The organism is Mesorhizobium oxytropidicola (genome assembly GCF_056174625.1).
The window spans coordinates 4,175,172-4,195,689 of record NZ_CM149692.1; the positions used below are offsets into that span (position 1 = coordinate 4,175,172).

12 protein-coding genes are annotated in these 20,518 nt (G+C 63.3%); 7 read left to right on the forward strand and 5 right to left on the reverse strand.

Translation table 11 applies throughout. The annotated features are described in order from the left end of the window. Positions 1-595 precede the first annotated feature (595 nt). The 5 genes from AC0V8S_RS20795 (at position 596) to gltX (ending at position 11,844) form a co-directional block, all read left to right on the forward strand. Positions 596-5,458: a GMC family oxidoreductase gene (locus tag AC0V8S_RS20795; RefSeq protein ID WP_475433065.1), complete on the forward strand. Its 4,863-nt coding sequence runs from the start codon at positions 596-598 to the stop codon at positions 5,456-5,458. 22 nt (positions 5,459-5,480) lie between these two features. Next, a complete protein-coding gene (locus AC0V8S_RS20800) occupies positions 5,481-6,554 on the forward strand; it encodes a hypothetical protein (protein ID WP_183459991.1) in 1,074 nt (357 codons plus the stop codon). A 551-nt stretch (positions 6,555-7,105) separates the two neighbouring features. Then, entirely contained in the window at positions 7,106-8,911 is a 1,806-nt protein-coding gene (locus AC0V8S_RS20805; protein ID WP_475433067.1) for an ABC transporter ATP-binding protein, read from the forward strand. A 229-nt stretch (positions 8,912-9,140) separates the two neighbouring features. Next, positions 9,141-10,322, forward strand: a complete 1,182-nt coding sequence (locus AC0V8S_RS20810) for a hypothetical protein (protein ID WP_183459987.1) — start codon at positions 9,141-9,143, stop codon at positions 10,320-10,322. A gap of 148 nt (positions 10,323-10,470) precedes the next feature. Next, positions 10,471-11,844 carry a glutamate--tRNA ligase gene (gene gltX / locus AC0V8S_RS20815; protein ID WP_475433068.1) on the forward strand — a complete coding sequence of 458 codons (1,374 nt, stop codon included), beginning with the start codon at positions 10,471-10,473 and terminating at the stop codon, positions 11,842-11,844. Here the strand turns inward: gltX and AC0V8S_RS20820 are convergent. From AC0V8S_RS20820 to AC0V8S_RS20835, 4 genes are all read right to left on the reverse strand, one after another. Next, positions 11,762-12,967 carry a DUF2865 domain-containing protein gene (locus tag AC0V8S_RS20820; RefSeq protein WP_475433070.1) on the reverse strand — a complete coding sequence of 402 codons (1,206 nt, stop codon included), beginning with the start codon at positions 12,965-12,967 and terminating at the stop codon, positions 11,762-11,764. The two genes, gltX and AC0V8S_RS20820, sit on opposite strands and share 83 nt — an antisense overlap. A 160-nt stretch (positions 12,968-13,127) precedes the next feature. Continuing rightward, entirely contained in the window at positions 13,128-13,808 is a 681-nt protein-coding gene (locus tag AC0V8S_RS20825) for an outer membrane protein (protein ID WP_183459981.1), read from the reverse strand. 184 nt (positions 13,809-13,992) lie between these two features. Next, complete coding sequence (locus tag AC0V8S_RS20830) at positions 13,993-16,317, reverse strand: NADP-dependent malic enzyme (protein ID WP_475433072.1); 2,325 nt, start codon at positions 16,315-16,317, stop codon at positions 13,993-13,995. A gap of 176 nt (positions 16,318-16,493) precedes the next feature. Beyond that, on the reverse strand, positions 16,494-17,273 hold the full coding sequence (locus AC0V8S_RS20835) for an SDR family oxidoreductase (protein ID WP_183459977.1): 780 nt from the start codon (positions 17,271-17,273) through the stop codon (positions 16,494-16,496). A 119-nt stretch (positions 17,274-17,392) separates the two neighbouring features. On the opposite strand from AC0V8S_RS20835, the gene AC0V8S_RS20840 reads away from it, so the two are divergent. Together AC0V8S_RS20840 and AC0V8S_RS20845 are read left to right on the forward strand one after the other, a co-directional pair. Then, complete coding sequence (locus tag AC0V8S_RS20840; protein WP_475433074.1) at positions 17,393-18,208, forward strand: UDP-2,3-diacylglucosamine diphosphatase; 816 nt, start codon at positions 17,393-17,395, stop codon at positions 18,206-18,208. A gap of 125 nt (positions 18,209-18,333) precedes the next feature. Beyond that, a complete protein-coding gene (locus AC0V8S_RS20845; RefSeq protein WP_475433076.1) occupies positions 18,334-19,599 on the forward strand; it encodes an MFS transporter in 1,266 nt (421 codons plus the stop codon). On the opposite strand, the gene dgcA is transcribed toward AC0V8S_RS20845, so the two are convergent. Then, complete coding sequence (gene dgcA / locus AC0V8S_RS20850) at positions 19,519-20,502, reverse strand: N-acetyl-D-Glu racemase DgcA (RefSeq protein ID WP_475433078.1); 984 nt, start codon at positions 20,500-20,502, stop codon at positions 19,519-19,521. The two genes, AC0V8S_RS20845 and dgcA, sit on opposite strands and share 81 nt — an antisense overlap. Between the last annotated feature and the right edge of the window lie 16 nt (positions 20,503-20,518).

Consider the following 20,518-nt stretch of genomic DNA (forward strand, 5'->3'; position numbering starts at 1 on the left):
TCGGTCGATCGCGCCATGCGGGCTTTGCATTCGCGCTGATCGCCGTGCTCGTGGCAGTGCTTCTGCGTCTCAGCCGTTTCGATACGGTCTACCCCTCGCTGTGGCTGGTGCCGGCGATTGCGGCCGCCGCGGCGGCGCTGCTCTGGTTCGCGCTGCAGAACCAGCGCTGGGTCAGCCCCGTGGTTTTCCTCGCACTGGCTGGACTGTTCGCCTTTACCGGCTTCCAGGCCAATGCCTTCGTCGACGGCAAGCTGGGTGGCATCAAGCTCGGCCCGGTGCCTACCGGCACACCGGTGAACCTGATCATGAACCTCAATCCGGAAGCGCCCACTGGCGATCTCCTGCAGGCGGTGTTCGGCATGACGCGCGGCTTCCTGCGCATCAACAAGGACCAGTTGTCGGAAGAGGATGGCAGAGCCTGGAAGGCGTTCGAGGCTGAAGCAGCAGCTCCATTGATGCGGGTCAGCAAGTGTCCGGACTTTGTGCTGGATCGCGGGCACTGGTTCGCGCAATCGTTGAGTGACGAGGAGAAGAGGCAGCTGAAGGCCTTCCTGGCGACGCTCTGATTTCTTCTCTGGTTGGGGGGCAACCGAACATGGCAATGGACTTGCAGCAGGCGCTCGAGGACGCAAAAAAACCCGATTCAACGCCATTCGACTACATCGTCATCGGCTCCGGCGCCGGCGGTGGCCCGCTTGCCGCGCGGCTTGCCCTGAGCGGCAGGCGGGTACTGGTCATCGAGGCCGGGCTCGATACGGCGCTAGCCGGAAGCACAAAGCCGCAAGAGGTTTACGCCGTCCCTGCCTACAACGGCGCCGCCACCGAGGATGCGGCGACCAGCTGGGACTTCTCGGTTCGCCATTACGAGAATGACGCCGTTCAGGCCAGGGACGCCAAATACAACAAAGCCAAGGACCCCTCGGCCAATGGCGGCAGCGGCAAGGGTGGCATCTTCTACCCAAGGGCGGCCGCGCTCGGCGGCTGCACCGCGCATCATGCGATGATCATCATCCGCCCCAACGACAGCGATTGGGACGAGATCGCCAGCTATACCGGTGACGACAGCTGGCGTTCGGAGACGATGCAGGGCTATTTTCCGAAGATCGAGCAGTGCCTCTACTACAATGTCTACAAGGGTTTTCTCGGCCGCATTCTCGGCTGGCTGCTGTGGCTTATCCAGGTCTTTGCCACCTTGATCAACCCGCGCCGGCAACTCGACCCGAACGGACACGGCTCAAAAGGCTGGCAGCCGACCAGCTTCATCGACCCGATCGTCATTGCGGGCATAGCGCGCGGTGACCGCACGCTGCTCAAGCTCCTGTTCAACGTCATCTGGTCGGCGCTCGCGGGCAAGGACGAACGCTCGGCTTTCAAGCGCGCGCTGGCGCATCTGCAGATCATCCAGTTTCTCGATCCGAACGTGCGCGCCGACGACATCAAGACCCGGGCCCGCCTGACGCTGCTGTCGATCGGCACCAACGGCGAGCAGCGCTACGGCTTACGCGAATGGCTGCTCAAGGTGGCCCAACTGCACCAGGACCGGCTGGTGCTGATGACGGGTACGCATGCCATGCGCCTCATCTTTGACAAACCCGGCAAGAACAGGAACGGCAAGGCCTCGGCGCCGCGGGCGATCGGGGTGGAGGTCGCGCGCGGCCAGTATCTCTACAAGGCAAGCAAACGCCACGACCCGGCATCGGGCGCAACTATCGAGCACTATTTCGCCAAACGCGAAATCATTGTCTCCGGCGGCTCTTTCAACAGCCCGCAATTGCTGATGTTGAGTGGTATCGGCGACGTCGGAAAATTGAAGAAACTCGGCATTGCCGGACCGCGCGACAGCGCCGGAAAGCCAGTTGCGCCGGTGGTGAACCTTCCAGGCGTCGGCCTCAACCTGCAGGACCGCTACGAGGTCAGCATCGTCTCCGAGATGAAGCAGGATTTTTCCACCTTGAAAGGTGCCAGCTTCAAGCCCGGCGACCCCACCGATCCGTTGTGGGTACAATGGGATAAAGACAAGACCGGGCTCTACGGGACCAATGGCGGCGCGCTGGCGATGATGATGTCGTCCAAGGTCAACACGAAGCCCGACAATCCCGATTTCTTCGTCTTCGGCGCGCCGGCAGCCTTCCGGGGCTACTACTGGAACTGGTCGAACGAGTTGCTCCGGGCCACCAAGAGCGCGGCCACGGAGCAGCGTAACCTTTGGACCTGGGTCATCCTGAAAGCCTACACCAACAACGATCTCGGCACGGTCAACCTGCTCAGCGCCGATCCATTCGACGTACCCGAGATCAACTTCAATTCCTTTCCTAAGGCCGGAGGCAATGCCGACCTGATCGCGCTCTGTGAGACCGTCCAGCGCATGCGCGAGATCAACGGCAAGATCACCGGAATGAAGGCGGAGATCCAGCCCGGCACAGCAATAGCCAACAATCCCAAGAAACTGGAGCAATGGGTGCAGGACGAGGCCTGGGGCCATCATGCCTGCGGCACCTGCCGGATGGGGGCCGATCCCTGGCGAGAGAATGTCGTGGCACTAAGGGACAAGAACGCGGTGCTGGACAGCCGCTTCCAGGTGCATGGCGTCGCCGGGCTCAGGGTCGTTGACGCGTCGGTTTTCAAGAAGATCCCCGGATATTTCATCGTCACCCCGGTGTTCATGATCGCCGAGAAGGCCGCGGACACGATCCTGGCAGATTATCCGGCCTATCCGAGCGAAATCGAACAACTCGAGGCCGCGGCGATCTACAATCGGCGCGAAATCGCCGGCGAGAAGACGGCGGTGGGGTTGGTGCAGACGAAGCTGCCGCAGGACTGCATCGGGCTGGCGCTGTCTGGTGGCGGCATCCGCAGCGCCACCTACGGCCTCGGCGTTCTGCAGGCCCTGGCGGCCACGCCAATGCTGCCAATCCTGCGCAAGGTCGATTTCCTGGCAACGGTTTCGGGCGGGGGCTATATAGGCGGCTTTCTCGGCCGGCTCTACACGCGCATCCCTGACGACGTCCCCAAAAAGGCCGAGCGCGTCGAAGCAGTGCTCGGCGACACCAACGCGCCGGAAATCTGGTGGCTTCGGCGCCATGCGGACTACCTCGTCAGCGCCGGCCGCTCGGATCTCGAAACCAATGTCGCCGTAATTGCCAGAAACCTGGCAGCCGAACTGTTCTGCGTGGCTGCGCTGGTGCTCGGCCTGCTCGGCGCACTGCGCTGGATCTCGGATCATTTTTCGATCTTCGCCGCAACGGGATGGGCGATCCATGGTATTGCGGTGTCGCCCTATTGGCTGGTGTCGGCGGCGGTGCTGGCACTTGCCGTGCTGCCGGCCGCCGGTGGCTACTGGCTGACGTCCAACATGCCCACAAAACAGCCTTACCCGGTGTTTGCCCTGCTGTTATGGGCCACCCTGCTTTGCTGCGCGATTGCCTCGATCGGCGTGACCGGCACCGGCAATTGGGGGCTGATCGCCATCGGTGTGCTATTGCTGGCCTGGCTGTGGCAGGATGCGGTGCGCTGGCTCGACCAGCCAGGCGACCTGCACGACGATGCCGAGGAGCGCGAAGCCGAGGCGCTCCGGCAGGCCGCGGCAGCCAAGGCCGCCGCGTCCCAGGCTGCAACCGCCCAGGCTGCCGTCGCCCCGACCGCCGCCGCCCAGACTGCCGCTGCTCAGGCGGCTGCCGCCCAGGCGGCAGCCGCGTTGGTCGCCACCGCGCAGGCGGCCATCGCCCAGGCCGCGGCCGATCTGAGGAAGGAAGAAACGCGACAACGCGGCCTGGCCGCACTCTATCGCAACCGCCTGGCCCGCGTGCTTGGCAGTTCACTTCTGCTGTTTGCGGCGAGCCTTGTGTTTGTCATCCTCGATACGCTGGCGCATTATATCGGGAAATCCAGCGGCGCGCCGAGCATGGGCGTTTTGTTGGTCATCGCGCCGCTGGTGCCATTCCTGCGCAAAATCGTCATCGCGCTTGCTCCAAGCAAAGTCGAGCAGGCGGCCGAGCGCCTCGGCGTGGCACCAAGCCGGCTGTTCATTCCGCTGCTGGCGTTCTCGCTAGCGGGGCTGCTGTTTCTGGCGCTCGACGTCGTCGCGCATGCGAGCTTCGAGGACAGGTATGGCGGCCCGGTCTTCGGTGTCTGGCTGACGGCTGCAGCGCTGCTTACATCCGTGGCTCTCGGCCGGGCGATCAATTTCGTCAACCTGTCTTCGCTGCAGCAACAATTGGCGCAGAAGCTGACGCGCACCTTTCTCGGTGCCTCCAACGATGCTCGCGTGCATCCGCAGGGTACGGCCTCGCCGGTTCCGGTCCAGGTTTCGGACGACAATGACGATACGCCGCTCAGCGGCTACCATCCCGAGGCCAAGGGTGGGCCGCTGCATCTGATCAGCGTGTGCGTCAACCAGACGGTCGACCATATTTCCGGACGGCAGCTGCGCCAGAACAAGAGCCTGCCGATGTGCTTGGGCCCCGGCGGCATCAGCGTCGGGCGGCAGTACCACGCGATCTGGGAAACAGAGACGGCCGGCCTGCCCGACAACAAGATCAATGTCCGCGCTTTGCCGGTGGCGCCGGATCCGCACAAATTCCATGTGCTTGCCACCTCCGACGGCGACACCGCGACGGTCGAGCAGCTCAGCCTCGGGCACTGGATGGGGATTTCGGCAGCTTCGCTGTCCACCGGCGCCGGGCGAACGGGCAGCCTGCCGATGTCGCTTCTGTTCGGCCTGTTCAATGTGCGGCTGGGCTATTGGTGGAACAGCGGTATCAATGCCGGCAAACGTCCCGGGCGCTACCCGCCCAATCTCTGGCGGCGGATCAAGGGACTGCCAGCCGCCATCTTCGCGGTGCAGACCATTCTTTTCAACGAATGGCGCGGCTATTTCGAAGGGCCTTCGGCCAGGCGCTGGTATCTGAGCGATGGCGGGCATTTCGACAACACAAGCCTCTACGAGCTCATCCGCCGCAGGCTGCCGTTCATCATCGCCGTCGACGGCGGGCAGGACCAGAATTATCAGCTGGACGACCTTGCCGTGCTGATGCGCCAGGTGCGGCTGGATTTCGGCGCCGAACTCAACTGGCTCGATCCGAGCCCAGCCGCTCCGGGCGCCAGCGCCTGGGTCGGCCTCGATGCCGCGGCCGCCGCCGTAAAGGCGACGATCCCGGCCTGGATCAAGAAGCTGGTTCGCCACCCCGAGGCGATCGGCGGGCTCGAACAGATCAAACGCGACAGTGCCAGCGGCGCGGCCCTGGCGTGGGTTTCCTATGCCGACGACAAGGATAAGGGCAGCTGGCTGCTGCTTATCAAGGCCAGTCTGGCGCCCAAGGTCCGGGCCGACGTCCTGAACTATGCGGCGACGCACCCATCCTTCCCCAACCAATCGACCGCCGACCAGTTCTTCGACGACGACCAATGGGAAAGCTACAGGTCGCTTGGCGAAGCCGCCGGAAAGGCAGTGTTTGGATGAATGCCGCGCAACAGCACCTGACATGAGCGGCGAGGCGCCGTTCAACGAGGCCTTCTCGGCCGAAGACGCGGCCTATGCGGGCTCACGCTTTGCCGAGGTCAGGCAGGCGCTGTTCGCGAACCCTTATCAGCAGAGATGGGGCGAGACTGGCGGCCCCGCCCTGCCGACATACAAGGTTACCTTGCTCAGCGTGTTGAGCGGCTTGTTGCCGTTCGGACGTGCCTACGCATTCCGCGATGCGACCGCGCGTGCGATCGATTCTTCGGCGGATTTGCGCTGGGGGCCAGACAATAGAGGCTACCGGCGGCTGCTGCATCCAAATGGTATCTGCCTGACGGGCATGTGGACCATCTCCGAGGAGACAGGCTATTCCGGCTACTTCCAGCGAGGCAGCCAGGCACTTGTGGTTGCGCGCTATTCCACATGCTGCACCGAGACCCGGCGTGGGCGGTCGCGTTCGCTGTCCATGGTCGGAAAATTGTTTCCGACCATGGACAGCGACCATGCGGCGCCTCTGCGCACAGCCAACTTCATCACCCAGCAGGACATTGGCGGTGACTACACTAGCACCATCAACGACGCCGAACTCCGCAACGCACCTGACACAACGGTGTGGCGACGTGGCTTAGGCGCGGCGGTGCTTCTGACCACCGGCATCGTCTTCTCCATCGTCGACCGCAAGCCCAGCATTCGCCAACTCTATCCCGTTGCCGAACTCGGAAAACCCGCCGGCGAGGCGACCCGCGCCCCAACGTTCATGCGTCTTCGCGTCAATGACAGACAGCCGAGGGTTGCGGGCGCGGATCTCGATTTTCGCGATGAGATCATGGCGCAGATCTACGACGCCGGAGATTCCGCGCCGAAAAGGAAGCTGTCGTTCGACATCGACGTGACGGACGACGGAGAAACGCACGGCTTCCCCATACGCGAAAGGCGTAGCTTCAAGAACTGGCGAAGGGTTGGGAACCTCGTGTTCAACGAGGCGGTTGCCTCCTACAATGGCGACTTTGTGGTGCATTTCCCACATCCGACGTGGCGCGACGACCAAAATGATCCGGCGACCGCGACACGGATGCACCGGAAGAAAGTTCGCTGAGGCGCCATTTGTCGTCCTCGGCACATGCCTTGACTCCCGATGATCCCGAGCTCGGCACGATTTCGCCCTGGAGCCTGTCGACCGGTGACGGAGCACGGGGTCTATGAGAAATTGGGTATCAAGGCATCGACGGACCGCCGCTACGTGCGCCTCGATCGTAGCCCGGGCCCGCGACGAAACCTTCCACCAGCAGTTGTTGCAAAATAACCGCAGTGGTTGGACCAGATGGGTTTTTTGGCGTGAGCCCGTCTTGGCGATGCGTCGGGCCGTCACTATAAAGACCGTTCCGCGATTCATTCGCGGGAGGTCCGAATGGCAGTATTTGAAATGCGAGGCCGCGAAGCCTAGGTCTCATCAGGCGCTCCGCGAAGGTCCATCCTTCGCCTCGGCGCCGGATTGAGCACAGGCTTATGCCGATGCCGGTCGCCGCCCGACTACGGGCGTGACGCCAAAATATGCCACTCCGCTTCTGGGCAATCATTAGCCCCTTGCGCGGCTTCTTCAATTTTTGACCTTACTGGGATCGGGCTCGTTTGCGCCCGAATGACATCATGGCTCGTTTCAAGATCGATTTGCGCGCGAGCGCCTTTCGCAGCGTTCTTGGTTTCACGCTCACCCATTGGCAGCGCCAGCCCTGGCGGCTTTCGCTGATCATGGGTGGTTTCCTGCTGTCGACGCTGGCCGACGTCCTGACGCCGCTCTATTCAGGCCGGCTGGTCGACGCCGTCGCCAGCAGCGCCGGCGCCGACGCCATTGCCTGGAATGCCGCGATGACGGCGTTTTCGATACTGATGGCGCTTGCCCTGACCGGCGTCGTGCTGCGCAACCTGGCCTTCATGGGCATCGTCGAACTGACGCTGAAGATGATGGCCGACATCGCCGCCGATGCCTTCCATCGCGTTCAGCGCTTTTCAACCGACTGGCACGCCAACTCGTTTGCCGGCTCGACCGTGCGCAAGGTGACACGCGGCATGTGGGCGCTCGACCTGCTCAACGACACCATCCTGATCGCATTGTTGCCGTCGGTCGTCATGCTCGTCGGCTCGACGCTGCTGCTCGGCTGGTTCTGGCCGCTGATGGGTGTGGTCGTGGCCGTGGGCTCCGTGCTGTTCATCATGGTGACGGCGATGCTGTCGCTTGGCTATGTCGCGCCGGCGGCAAGGCTCGCCAACACCTGGGACACGCAACTCGGCGGCTCGCTCGCCGACGCTGTCAGCTGCAACGCCGTGGTCAAGGGCTTTGGCGCCGAGGAGCGCGAAGAGCGCCGTCTCGCCAAGGTGGTCGCCAAATGGCGGGCGCGCACGCGGCGCACCTGGGTGCGCGGCACAATCAACGGCACCACGCAAGGGGCGCTGCTGCTGGTCATGCGCGCGGCCGTGATCGGCCTGTCGCTGCTCTTGTGGTCGTGGGGGCAGGCGAGCGCCGGCGACGTCGCCTTCGTGCTGACCTCGTTCTTCGTGCTGCAGGGCTATTTGCGCGATATCGGCACGCATATCCGCAATCTGCAGCGCTCGATCAACGACATGGAGGAACTGGTCGATTTCCAGTCCGAGCCGCTCGGCATCGAGGACCGGCCCGGCGCCAGACCGATCCGGATCACGCAAGGGGCCATCAGCTTCGACAACGTCACCTTCCACTACGGCAATCACCGGTCGCCGCTCTATCGCGACTTTTCGGTTGATATCACGCCAGGTGAACGGGTCGGGCTTGTCGGTCACTCCGGTTCGGGCAAGACGACTTTCGTCAAGCTCATCCAGCGGCTCTATGACGTGAATGCGGGCAGGATCCTGATCGACGGCCAGGATATCTCTGAGGTGGCGCAAGCGTCGCTGCGCGGGCAGATCGCCATCGTCCAGCAGGAGCCGATCCTGTTCCACCGTTCACTGGCAGAGAACATCGCCTATGCCAGGCCGAGCGCAACGCAGGAGGAGATCGAGCATGCCGCCAAGCTGGCAAGCGCGCACGACTTCATCATCAGCCTGCCGAAGGGCTATGGCACGCTGGTCGGCGAGCGCGGCGTCAAACTGTCGGGCGGCGAGCGTCAGCGCGTGGCGATCGCGCGCGCCTTCCTGGCCGATGCGCGCATCCTGATCCTGGACGAGGCGACATCGAGCCTCGATTCGGAATCGGAAGTGCTGATCCAGCAGGCGATGGAGCGGCTGATGGTCGGCCGCACGACGCTGGTCATCGCCCACCGGCTGTCGACGGTGCGGGCGCTCGACAGGCTGCTGGTCTTCGATCGTGGCAACATTGTCGAGGAAGGCTCGCATGACGAGCTGATCCGGCTGAAGGGCGGCATCTACCGCCGTCTGTTCGAGCGCCAGGCGCTCGAGCTGACCAAGGGACTGGTCATCTGACCTGAGGTGGCCTCCGGCTTCGGCCGGAGGCCACCTCATCAGGCGCTGTCAGCTAGAGTGACCTACGCGGCATCTTGCGGCATCCCGGTAGTTTAGACGTTGTTTATGATGCCAGGGCACAACACGTCTTTTCTACCACTGGTTGCTGCATATTTACTCAAAAGCAACCCAGGGGGCGTAAGCCCGTACTCTGGGATCAGATTGGTCAGCGCAGGATTTCGGCTTCACGATGCATCTTGCTTCCGAAGATATCGGTGTGGAAAAGGTGGCCGCGCCGTCGGTGCTGGCGACCCACCACGGCTCGGTTCGGCCGCTAGCTGCCGAAGATCTCGAGCGCGTCGCCGCACTCTTTCTGACGAAGTTTCGCCGGCGTCGGCGTCATCTCCTTGATCGCGCGATCGCGGAGACGGCCGAGTATATGAGAAAGATCTATCTTGACCCTGCCGGCCAGTCCGGTGAGAGCATCGCTCTTGTCCAGATCAACCCACAGGGCGATCTGGGTGGCTTCCTCGGTGTCCTGAAAGCCCGCTACGAGCTCAACGGAACGGAATTGAAAGCCGCGATCATCGGTCCGCTCATGGCCGACACCGGCACCGATCACGGCTCGGCCGGACCGCAATTGCTGCGCGCCGTGCATCAAGGCGAATTCGATCTGCACCTGACCGATTCGGCCAACCGGGTATCCCTGGCCTTCGCGCGTCCGTTGAAATACCAACTCCTGCCGGTGCATTGTCTGGGATGGACCCGCATTTTCCGCCCGGCCGCGGTGGCCTCCGCCGTGGTGCGCGGTAAATGGCCGGGCCTGTCTCGCTTTGTATTCGATCCTTGCGCCAAGGCATTCGATCCTTTTACGAGAAAAAGGTTCGAGCCGTCCGTCCAGCATGCCTCGTCACACCGGGTGCATCGCGAGCCGATGGATGCCGCGCAATTTGCGGCGCGGTTGCCGACGCTTATGTCCGATTACGCGCTTCGGCCGCGTTGGCAAGATGGGGAACTGCCACGGCTGCTGGCATTGGCGGCCGAGAAGCGGGCCGACGGTCCCCTTCATTTCGGCGGGACCTACGACGAAGCTGGTAAGATGCTCGGCTGCTACGCTTTCTACGGTCAAGCCGGCGGCATCGCGAACCTGCTGCAAATCCAGGCCTCCGGATCTCACTGGGGCGCAACGCTGGATGGCCTTATCGCGGACGCGTGGAATATGGGCTGCGCAGGCATCATCGGGCAAGCGCAGAGCAGATTCATGCCGCAACTCTTCAGCTATAAGAATGTTTTCTTCCGCTATGCCGGGGGAACGATGGTCCGCTCACGCATTCCCGAGGTTGCGGAAGCGGTGCGTTCCGGCGACATCTTTATCGGCGGCTTGATGGGCGACCGCTGGACCCGTCTCAGTTCCGACGACTTCGGCCACTGATCGCCTTCAACGACCTGATCTGGTCGGACAAGGAGCCAAGCGCCTCGCATGGCCTTGGTCTTTTCATCGCGTGCGTCATGTTCTATGTGTGCCGAGCAGCGCGGGGGCGCATCTTGTCAATCACAAAGGCATCCGGTACGCCCCGCTCATGACAGTTACCGTTCGTTTCGCCCCGTCACCGACCGGCCGCATCCATATCGGCAATGCGCGCACCGCTCTGTTCAACTGGCTGTTTGCGCTCAACAACAAGGGCCGCTTCATCCAGCGCTTCGACGACACCGACATCGCCCGCTCGAAGCAGGAATTCGCCGACGCCATCCTCTATGACCTGCATTGGCTGGGTATTTTCCCGGATGCCACCGAATATCAGTCGCGACGCTTCGAGGTCTATGACGCGGCGGTCGAGCGGCTGAAGGCTGCGGGCGTTCTCTACGCCTGCTACGAAACCCCGGAAGAACTCGATCTCCGGCGAAAAGTGCGCCGCACGCGCGGCCTGCCGCCGGTCTATGGCCGCGAGGCCTTGGCGCTGACACATGAGCAGGTGGCCGAATACCAGTCTGACGGGCGCCGGCCGCACTGGCGCTTCCTGCTGCCCAATTTCACTGGGGATCCGCTGCAGCCGGAGCGCACCGAGGTCCACTGGAACGATCTGGTGCGCGGCGAGGAAACGGTCGATCTGGCCTCGCTGTCCGACCCGGTTCTGGTGCGCGAGGACGGCACCTATCTCTACACGCTGCCGTCCGTCGTCGATGACATCGAGATGGGCGTCAGCCATGTCATCCGCGGTGACGACCATGTCACCAACACCGGCGTCCAGATCGCGCTGTTCAAGGCGCTGGGCGCCGAGCCGCCTGTCTTCGGCCACCACAATCTTTTGACTACCGTGTCGGGCGAGGGGCTGTCGAAGCGCACCGGGGCGCTTTCCATCGAAAGCCTGCGCGAGGACGGCATCGAGCCGATGGCCGTCGCGTCGCTCGCCGTGCTGGTCGGCACCTCGGAGAATGTCGCGGCCGCGCATGATTTGATTGAACTCGCCAGCCATTTCGACCCGGCCGCGACCTCGAAATCATCGGCAAAGTTCGATCCCGACGAATTGTTCGTGCTCAACCGCGTGCTGCTGCACCATATGCCGTTCGACGAGGCGCGCGACAGGCTGATGGTGCTTGGCATCTCCGGCGAACAGGCCGAGCCGTTCTGGCTGGCGGTGCGCGGCAATCTCGACCGTCTTGCCGATGCTGTGGGCTGGTGGCGCATCCTGCGCGAGGGGCCGCAGGAGCGGTCCGAATTTTCGGCCGACGACCGCGATTTTCTGCATCAAGCCTTCGATATCCTGCCCGAAGAGCCCTGGAACGGCACGGTCTGGAAGGATTGGACCGGCAAGATCAGGGAAGCAACCGGGCGCAAGGGCAAGGGGCTGTTCATGCCGCTGAGGCTTGCCCTTACCGGACTGCCTTCGGGGCCGGAGCTTGCAGATTTATTGCCGCTGATGGGTCGGGAAGGAACGTTGGCCCGACGACCCTGACCTTGCGCTGCTCCGGCGGCAGGGCGGACACCGGCGCCGTCACCGGCTTGGCGGAAAGCCGCTTGATGGCTTCGCGGTCGAGCCCGCCCTCCCTGTTGGCCAGCGTCTCCGGGTCGGCGCCCGGATCGGGCTTGGAGGCCGGCACGGGAACGAACGGTGCCGCGTCCGTTTCCGGCTGGGACTGCTGCGGGGACGGCGGGTTGCCGCCAATGATCTGGAAATTCTGCGCGGCGTTGCAGCCGCAAGCCGGCGGCCGCGACATGTTGGACTGCTTGTAGAGATAGGCGGTCGGCAATTCGCTGTAAGGCCTGCCGGTGACGGATGACGTCATCGAGGCGGAATCGTCGTCCATGCCACGCGAATAGAAGACCTGCATCTCGGTACCGGGGCAGCTCGATTCGCAATTCTTCTGGTCGCGCTCGAAATCGCTCGTCGAGGCAGCGTTCGACATCGGGAAGAAATAGCCGTCGCAGGTGCGCACGCAGGTGGTGTGAAACTCGCCGCCGGTGCTCGGAAAGTCCGGAATGTCGGGCAGGTTCAGGACGCGACGGACATTGCGCTCCTCGCCTGCATCATCGGGCTGGTCAAGTGTGTCACTCTGCTGGCTGTCGTTGCCGAAAAGCTGGTTGAACAGGTTCGCGTTGCCGTCTTCTTCTCCTTGGTCCGCTTCCTGCAGCGGCGCGTGGCGCGGCGCAACCGTGTCGTCGCGGCAGCCATTGGCGTCGAGCGCGGCCAGGATGCGGCCACGGTCGCGGCGTGATCCGCCGCCGGCGAGCCGGGCACGCTTGGCCTGCAGACTGTCGAGATTGGCGTTCATGCGAGCGATGGTGGCGTTGAGCCCGGCGCATCGATTGATGTTGCGGGAAAACAGCGAAAACCCGCAACCGGCATCGCTTGCCTGGTCGCGGGCCTTCGAGATCTGTTCGCGCTGCCGGTCGATCGCGGCATCGTATCTCCGGATTATGGCCGGGCCACCGCCACCGCCGCGCGAAGCAGCGGCAAGATCGGCCTCCAACTGACGGCAAACCTGCGAGGCGGCCTGTGGTTCGGTGATGGTGGCGCCGGACAGCAGAAGGCCAAGCAGCATGGCAGCATGCGCCCGCTTCAACCCTGCGCTTGTCATCCGCCTCAAATCCCGCTTGCCTGTGGTCGCCAAGCTACCCCGTTCGCGGTTAATCGTCTATTTCGGATGCTATCTTGTGGTTGGCCAAAAGCCCTTTGGTCGCGGCATTGGGCGGGTTCAATCCGCAGAGCAACAAAGGATAGACCGCTTCGGCTGGTTGTCAGAACTTGTAGTTCATGCCGATCTTGACCGCGTTGAACGTGTTGTCGAACGTGGTGTTGGAGTTCGGGGCATAGTCGATGGTCTGGTCCCGCAGGTCGACATACTGGTATTCGAACTTCGCCGACCAATGGTCCGAGATCGCCTGCTCGAGTCCGGCGCCAACGGTCCAGCCGACCTTGGTGTTCTTCTCGGAAAAGCTGTTCGAGGGACCGTCGAGATACCGGTTTTCGATGCTGCCAAACGCCAACCCACCGGTGCCGTAGATCAGGGTACGATCGAACGCATAGCCGGCCCTCGCGCGCAGCGTTCCAAACCAGTCCACCTTGGTGTCGTAAGTATCGCCTGCGCCGAGATGGATCTCGTCGGAGTGCCCCTTGATGTCGGCTCCGGAAAAATCAGCCTCGACGCCCAGAACAGCCGAGTTGACTTGGTAGTTGTAGCCGAACTGGACGCCGCCCAGGAAACCATCGGTATCGTAGTCCTGCGAGCCTCGGATTGTCGGGGTGTTCGGCAAATTGTAAGTTGCGTCGGTCCTGCCGAAACCATAGCCAATTTGCCCGCCGACATAGACGCCGGACCAGTCGTGAACGGTTGCAGGCTCGGCACTGATGGCATCCGCGGCCAGAGCTTGCCCGCTGATCAGCGACAACAATGCGGATGCGAGCAACAGGCCCTTCACGACGTCCTCGCCGTCAAATCAGATGGCACGACCATATCAGGTCGGCATTCCCTGTGAAATCCGCTTCCGGCCAAGGCCGAATTTCCGCAATCGCAAGTTGCTGGCCGGCAACACTCCGGTTTTGGAACGAGGCGGTTGCTGGCCTATGGGACAACGGCCCCAGGCAGAACCTGCAGGCGCCGGCCTAGTCCAGATTGGCGATTGCCTGCGCCTTGTGCGCGGCCTCGACCACGGCCAGCGCCGTCATGTTGACGACACCGCGCGACGTCACCGACGGCGTCAGTATGTGCGCCGGCTTGCCGGTGCCGAGCAGGATCGGCCCGACATGCAGCGCATCCATCATGGCGCGCAACGCCGTCAGCGTGATGTTAGCCGAATCGAGGTTCGGGAACACCAGCAGATTGGCTTCGCCCTTCAGCCGCGAATGTGGATAGACGCGCTGGCGCAGATGTTCGGACAGCGCGGAATCGGCATGCATTTCGCCGTCGCACTGCAGCTCCGGCGCGATGCGCGCCAGGATCGCCGCCGCCTGCCGCATCTTGAGCGCGCTTGGTGAATCGCGCGAGCCGAAATCCGAATGCGACAGAAGGGCCGCCTTTGGCTCGATGCCGAAGCGCTGGATTTCCTCGGCCGCCAGCACGGTCATCTCGGCGATCTCCTCGGCTGTCGGGTCGACGGAGACGTGCGTGTCGGTGAGGAAGATGATGCCGCGCTGCGAAATCAGCATGGACAGCGTCGACAGGTCATAGTCCTTGATGCCCGCGCGAGGACCAATGATCAGCGTCACGTTGCGCAAATGGCGCTCGAAACGGCCCTCAAGGCCGCAGACCATGGCGTCGGCATCGCCGCGCTTCAGGGCAAGTGCCGCGATCACCGTGTTGTCGGTGCGCACCATGGTGCGCGCGGCCTCCGTCGTGACGCCGCGCCGTCCGGCGAGTTCGATCAGCAGATCGACATAGTGGCGGTAGCGCGGATCGTCTTCCGGGTTGATCAGGCCGAAATCGACGCCCGGCTTTATGCGCAGTCCGTAGCGCTTCAGCCTGACCTCGATGACGTGCGGACGGCCGATCAGGATCGGCTCGGCGATGCCCTCCTCGAGCACCACCTGGGCGGCGCGCAGCACGCGCTCATCCTCGCCGTCGGCATAGATGACGCGCTTGGCGCTCGATGCCTTGGCCGAAGAGAACACCGGCTTCATCACCAGGCCGGAGCGGAAGACAAAGCGGTTGAGCTTGTCGATATAGGCGGCGAAGTCGGTGATCGGCCGTGTCGCCACACCGGTGTCGCAGGCTGCCTTGGCAACGGCCGGCGCGATGCGCAGGATGAGCCTGGGGTCGAAGGGCGAGGGGATCAGGAATTCGGCCCCGAAGATCGGCGTCTCACCCGAATAGGCGCGTGCGGCGACGTCCGAAGGCTCTTCGCGGGCGAGGGCGGCGATGGCCCGCACGGCGGCCATCTTCATCTCTTCATTGATGGCGCTGGCGCCGCAATCGAGCGCGCCGCGGAAGATGTAGGGGAAGCACAGGACGTTGTTGACCTGATTGGGAAAATCGGACCGGCCAGTGCAGATCATGGCATCGGGGCGAGCGGCGCGCGCCACTTCCGGCATGATCTCGGGATTGGGATTGGCCAGCGCCAGGATCAGCGGTTTCGGCGCCATGTGTTGCAGCAGTTCCGGCTTCAGCACGCCGGCGGCCGAAAGGCCGAGGAAAACGTCGGCGCCGGGGATGACATCGGCCAGCGTGCGCGCCTCGGTGTCCTTCACATAAGGGTCTTTCCAGCGATCCATCTCTTCGGTGCGGCCTTTGTAGGCGACGCCGAAACGGTCGGTGACCCAGATGTTTTCGATGCGCACGCCGAGCGAGACCAGCAGGTTGAGGCAGGCAAGGGCGGCCGCGCCGGCGCCGGAAGTGACGACCTTGATGTCCGATATGGTCTTGCCGGCGAATTCCAGTCCGTTGAGCACGGCGGCCGCGACGATGATGGCGGTGCCGTGCTGGTCGTCGTGGAACACCGGTATCTTCATACGCGCCTTGAGCTGTTCCTCGACCTCGAAACATTCAGGCGCCTTGATGTCCTCGAGGTTGATGCCGCCAAAGGTCGGCTCCAGCGCCGAGATCGTCTCGACCATGCGCTCGATCCCCGGCGCGTCGATCTCGATGTCGAAGACGTCGATGCCGGCGAACTTCTTGAACAGCACCGCCTTGCCTTCCATGACCGGCTTGGAGGCCAACGGGCCGATATTGCCGAGGCCGAGCACGGCCGAGCCGTTGGAGACGACGCCGACCAGGTTGGCGCGCGCCGTGTAGTCGGCGGCGGTCGCCGGATCGTCGCGAATCTCCAAGCAAGGGGCCGCCACGCCGGGCGAATAGGCCAGCGCCAGGTCGCGCTGGTTGCCGAGCGGCTTGGTCGCCTGGATTTCGAGCTTTCCCGGCGTCGGGTGCTTGTGGAAGTAAAGGGCGGCTTCGTCGAGGTCCGAACGTGCCGTTTTCTTGTTCTCGCCTTCCATGCGGCCGCTCCCTCGAAACCTGCTTCGGGAGTCCTTTTAGCATGCGGCCAAGGTTTTTCGCGACGCTAATTGACGCGCCGACAGCTTTAAGTGCCGGCACGTCAAAAATCACGATATGTCAGATGCTTACGGCTGTTTCATGCCAGATGAGTCCTGCCGCTTAACGGACCTTTCGATCAGAAGGCGCTGACATAGAGACCGCCGTCGACCGGTATGTTCTGGCCCGTGAGATAGCCGGCATGGACCGAGCACAGGAAGGCGCAGATCTGGCCGAATTCTTCCGGCGTGCCGAGCCGCTTGGCGGGCACGTCGGCGCTGATACGGGTCTTGCGCGCGGCGGCAGCGGCGGGGTCCTCGACAGTGCCGGCCTCATGCGGGCCGCGCAGACGGTCGGTGTCGAGCTTGCCCGGCAGAAGACTGTTGATGGTGACATTGCGGTCGATCACCGTTCGCGCGACGCCCGCAAGGAAAGAGGTCAGGCCGGCGCGCGCGCCCGACGACAGGTCGAGGCCAGGGATGGGAACATAGACCGAGAGCGAGGTGATGTTGACGATGCGGCCGAAGCCGCGCTTGGCCATGCCGTCGAGGACGGCCTGCACCAGCTCGATCGGCGTCACCATGTTCTGGGTGACACCTTCAAGGATCTTGGCGCGGTCGAGTTCGCGGAAATCGCGCAGCGGCGGGCCGCCATTGTTGTTGACCAGGATATCGGGTTCCGGGCAGGCGGCGAGCAGCGCCTTCTGCACTTCTGGCTTGGAGACGTCGCCGACGACTTCCGTTACCGTCACGCCATAGCGCTCGCGCAGCTCCGTGGCGGTTTTCGCCACCAGTTCGGCATTGCGGCCATTGACGACGATGTCACAACCGGCTTCGGCCAGCGCCATCGCGCAGCCTTTTCCAAGACCCTTGCTCGAAGCACAGACGATGGCCTTCTTCCCGCGGATACCGAGATCCATGACGATTTCTCCTGTGATTTGCCCGGCAAGCTAGTCCTTAGGCTGGACCAATCGCAACCGTCATACGGTTGTTGCATGAATCGGGGCATAGGCTGCTTGAAAGCAAGGGTGAAATCGCGATGTCAGGCCAAGAGCCCCGCACTTTCCGCAGCATGTTCATTTCCGACGTCCATCTCGGCTCGAAGGCGGCGAAGGCCGACTTCCTGATCGATTTCCTACGCTACCACGACGCCGACATCATCTATCTGGTCGGTGACATCGTCGATGGCTGGCGGCTGCGGCGCAGCTGGCACTGGCCGCAAAGCCACAATGACGTCGTGCAGAAATTGCTGCGCAAGGCACGCAAGGGCGCCTCGATCACCTATATCGCCGGCAACCACGACGAATTCGCCCGCCAGTTCCAGGGCGTGCATTTCGGCGGCATCGTCGTTGCCGACCGCGCCATCCATGAAACAGCCGACGGCAAGCGCCTGCTCGTCATCCATGGCGACCAGTTCGACACCGTGGTGCACAACGCGCGCTGGCTCGCCCATCTCGGCGACCACGCCTATGACGCCGCGATGATCGTCAACCGCGTGGTGACGCGGCTGCGCCAATTGCTCGGCCTGCCTTACTGGTCGTTCTCGTCCTGGGCCAAGGTCAACGTCAAGAAAGCAGTGAACTTCATCGGCTCGTTCCAGACCATGCTTGCGGAAGAAGCGCGCCGCTCGCATGTCGACGGCATCATCTGCGGCCATATCCACCATGCCGCCATCGAGAATTTCGGCGATGTCCAGTACATCAACACCGGCGACTGGGTGGAAAGCTGCACGGCCGTGGTCGAGCACTTCGATGGCCGGATGGAAATCCTGACCTGGGCGCAGGTGCTGCCGGAGTCGTTTGACGAACCTTTCATCCCGATGCTCATCGAGGATCGGGTCGGGCAGGCGGCCTGATGCCAAGGTTGCGACCGTTTTAAGCGTCAATCGATTAGTCCAGCCGGTTTCGTCTGGTTTTCCGCCATGTTAAGGGATCGATCTACGTCGCCGGCCGATCGTACGCGGCGTAATTGGATCGATTCATGTCCCTGCCGCCGCTTTCGCCCGAACAACTTGTCAAGCCGCGCCATTTCGAGCTGCGCATGAGCCTGATTTTCGGCACGCTGTTCATATCGCTCGGCACGCATCTGCCCTATTTCCCGCTCTGGCTGCAGGCCAAAGGGTTTCACGCCGAGCAGATCGCGGTCATCCTGGCGGCGCCGATGTTCCTGCGCGTGGTGACGACACCGCTGCTGACGACGCTCGCCGATCGGGCGAGAGACCGCGCCAATGTCTATGTCGCGCTGGTGGCAGCCTCGCTGTTGCTCTCGGCGGGTTATTTCCTGACGCCGACCTACGCGATGGTGCTGGCGGTATCGCTGGCGCTGACCATTGTCTGGACGCCACAATCGCCGATCGCCGATTCGCTGGCACTTTCGGGCGTGCGGCGCTTCGGCTCGAACTACGCGAGCATGCGCAAGTGGGGGTCGATCTGCTATCTTTGCGCCAATGTCGCGGGCGGCTTCATCCTGGCGGCCACCGGTCCTCAAGCCGTTCCGGTGATCATATTCCTTGCCCTTGGCGCAGCCCTCGTCGCAGGGTTGCTGGCACCGCGCATGGGGCGGCCGCGCAAGGCCTCACCGCTATCGGCGGCGGAAATCCAGCATGCGGCGCCGAGCCTGTTCAATGCCTATTTCCTCTACTTCACCTTTGGCGTCGGCATCATCACCGCCAGCCACGCCTTCCTCTACGGCTTCGTTTCCATCTACTGGAAATCGATCGGCATCAGCGATTCCATCGTCGGCCTGCTGTGGGCCTGGGGCGTCGTGTCCGAAGTCTGCATGTTTTTGTTTTTCAATCGCATTTTCGCCTCCGTGTCGGTCGTCAAGGTGATGGTGATCGCCGGCATCGGTTCGATCGTGCGCTGGATTATCTTTCCCCTGGTATGGCCGCTCGGCCTTGGCATCCCCGGCTTCTTCGCCGTGCAGTCGCTGCATTCGGTGTCTGTCGCAATGGTGCTCATCGGCCTGCAGAGAATGATCGCCGAGACCGTCTCCGAAGAGCGCACGGGTGCCGCGCAAGGCATCGCCTATTTCTTCAACGGCTTCTTCATGGCTGCCGTTACGCTGGCTTCCGGCCCGCTCTATGACCGTCTCGGCGTCGACGGTTTCCTGGTGATGATCCCGATCGCGATCGTCGGCCTGGTACTGATCGGGCTTGCCGCCCGCTCAGCCCCAAAGCGCCCGGTCCGGGGGGGAGACGAGCGAACCCTGGTAGACGAGCCCCGGCACACGGTCGCGGGCAAGTAGCAGCGGACCGTCAAGATCGACGAAATCGGCGTCCTGGGCGAGCAGGACCGCCGGCGCCATCGCCAGCGACGTGCCGACCATGCAGCCGACCATGATGCCGAAACCGAGTTCCCGGGCACGATCGCGCAGCACGAGCGCTGCGGTCAACCCGCCAGACTTGTCGAGCTTGATGTTGACGGCGTCGTAGAGGCCGACCAGCGTTTCCAGGTTCTTCGCCTCATGCACGCTTTCGTCGGCGCAGATCGGCAGCGGATGCGCGATGTGGCGCAGGATTTCGTCGCGGCCGGCGGGCAGGGGCTGTTCGACGAGCGCAATGCCTTGCTCCGCGGCAAAAGCGAGCTTTGCGACGATGTTGTCGTCAGTCCAGCCCTCATTGGCATCAAGGATGATTCGGCTCTGAGGCGCGGCCTGTCTCACCGCCTGGATCCGAACGATGTCGTTGTCGCCGCCGATCTTGACCTTCAGCAGTGGCCGGCCGGCGTTGGCGCGGGCCTGTGCCGCCATCGCTTCGGGTTCGGCCAGCGACAGCGTGTAGGCGGTTTCGAGCGCACGCAGCGGAGCCGGCGAGATTGCGTTTGCCACCGGCTGGCCACTGATCTTGGCTTCGAGGTCCCATAGCGCGCAGTCGACGGCGTTGCGCGCGGCTCCCGCCGGCATTGCGTCGAGCAGGGCGGTCCGGTCAATGCCGCCGGCAATCCGTTCGCGCATGGCCTCGATCGCGGCATGCACGCCGTCCATGGTCTCGCCATAGCGCTTGTAGGGAACGCATTCGCCGCGACCATTGTGACCATCCTGGCTGATCGTGCAGGTGATGACCTCGGCCTCGGTCTTGGAGCCGCGCGAAATGGTGAAGGTGCCGGCGATCGGAAAACGCTCGGCCTCAACCGAAATGACACGCGCCATATTTTTCTGCTCCGGC

Bases quoted from the DNA above. Each gene is read 5' to 3' on its own strand.
- AC0V8S_RS20795 (WP_475433065.1), top strand. From the start codon at position 596: ATGGCAATGGACTTGCAGCAGGCGCTCGAGGACGCAAAAAAACCCGAT.
- AC0V8S_RS20800 (WP_183459991.1), top strand. From the start codon at position 5,481: ATGAGCGGCGAGGCGCCGTTCAACGAGGCCTTCTCGGCCGAAGACGCG.
- AC0V8S_RS20805 (WP_475433067.1), top strand. From the start codon at position 7,106: ATGGCTCGTTTCAAGATCGATTTGCGCGCGAGCGCCTTTCGCAGCGTT.
- AC0V8S_RS20810 (WP_183459987.1), top strand. From the start codon at position 9,141: ATGCATCTTGCTTCCGAAGATATCGGTGTGGAAAAGGTGGCCGCGCCG.
- gltX (WP_475433068.1), top strand. From the start codon at position 10,471: ATGACAGTTACCGTTCGTTTCGCCCCGTCACCGACCGGCCGCATCCAT.
- AC0V8S_RS20820 (WP_475433070.1), bottom strand. From the start codon at position 12,967: ATGACAAGCGCAGGGTTGAAGCGGGCGCATGCTGCCATGCTGCTTGGC.
- AC0V8S_RS20830 (WP_475433072.1), bottom strand. From the start codon at position 16,317: ATGGAAGGCGAGAACAAGAAAACGGCACGTTCGGACCTCGACGAAGCC.
- AC0V8S_RS20835 (WP_183459977.1), bottom strand. From the start codon at position 17,273: ATGGATCTCGGTATCCGCGGGAAGAAGGCCATCGTCTGTGCTTCGAGC.
- AC0V8S_RS20840 (WP_475433074.1), top strand. From the start codon at position 17,393: ATGTCAGGCCAAGAGCCCCGCACTTTCCGCAGCATGTTCATTTCCGAC.
- AC0V8S_RS20845 (WP_475433076.1), top strand. From the start codon at position 18,334: ATGTCCCTGCCGCCGCTTTCGCCCGAACAACTTGTCAAGCCGCGCCAT.
- dgcA (WP_475433078.1), bottom strand. From the start codon at position 20,502: ATGGCGCGTGTCATTTCGGTTGAGGCCGAGCGTTTTCCGATCGCCGGC.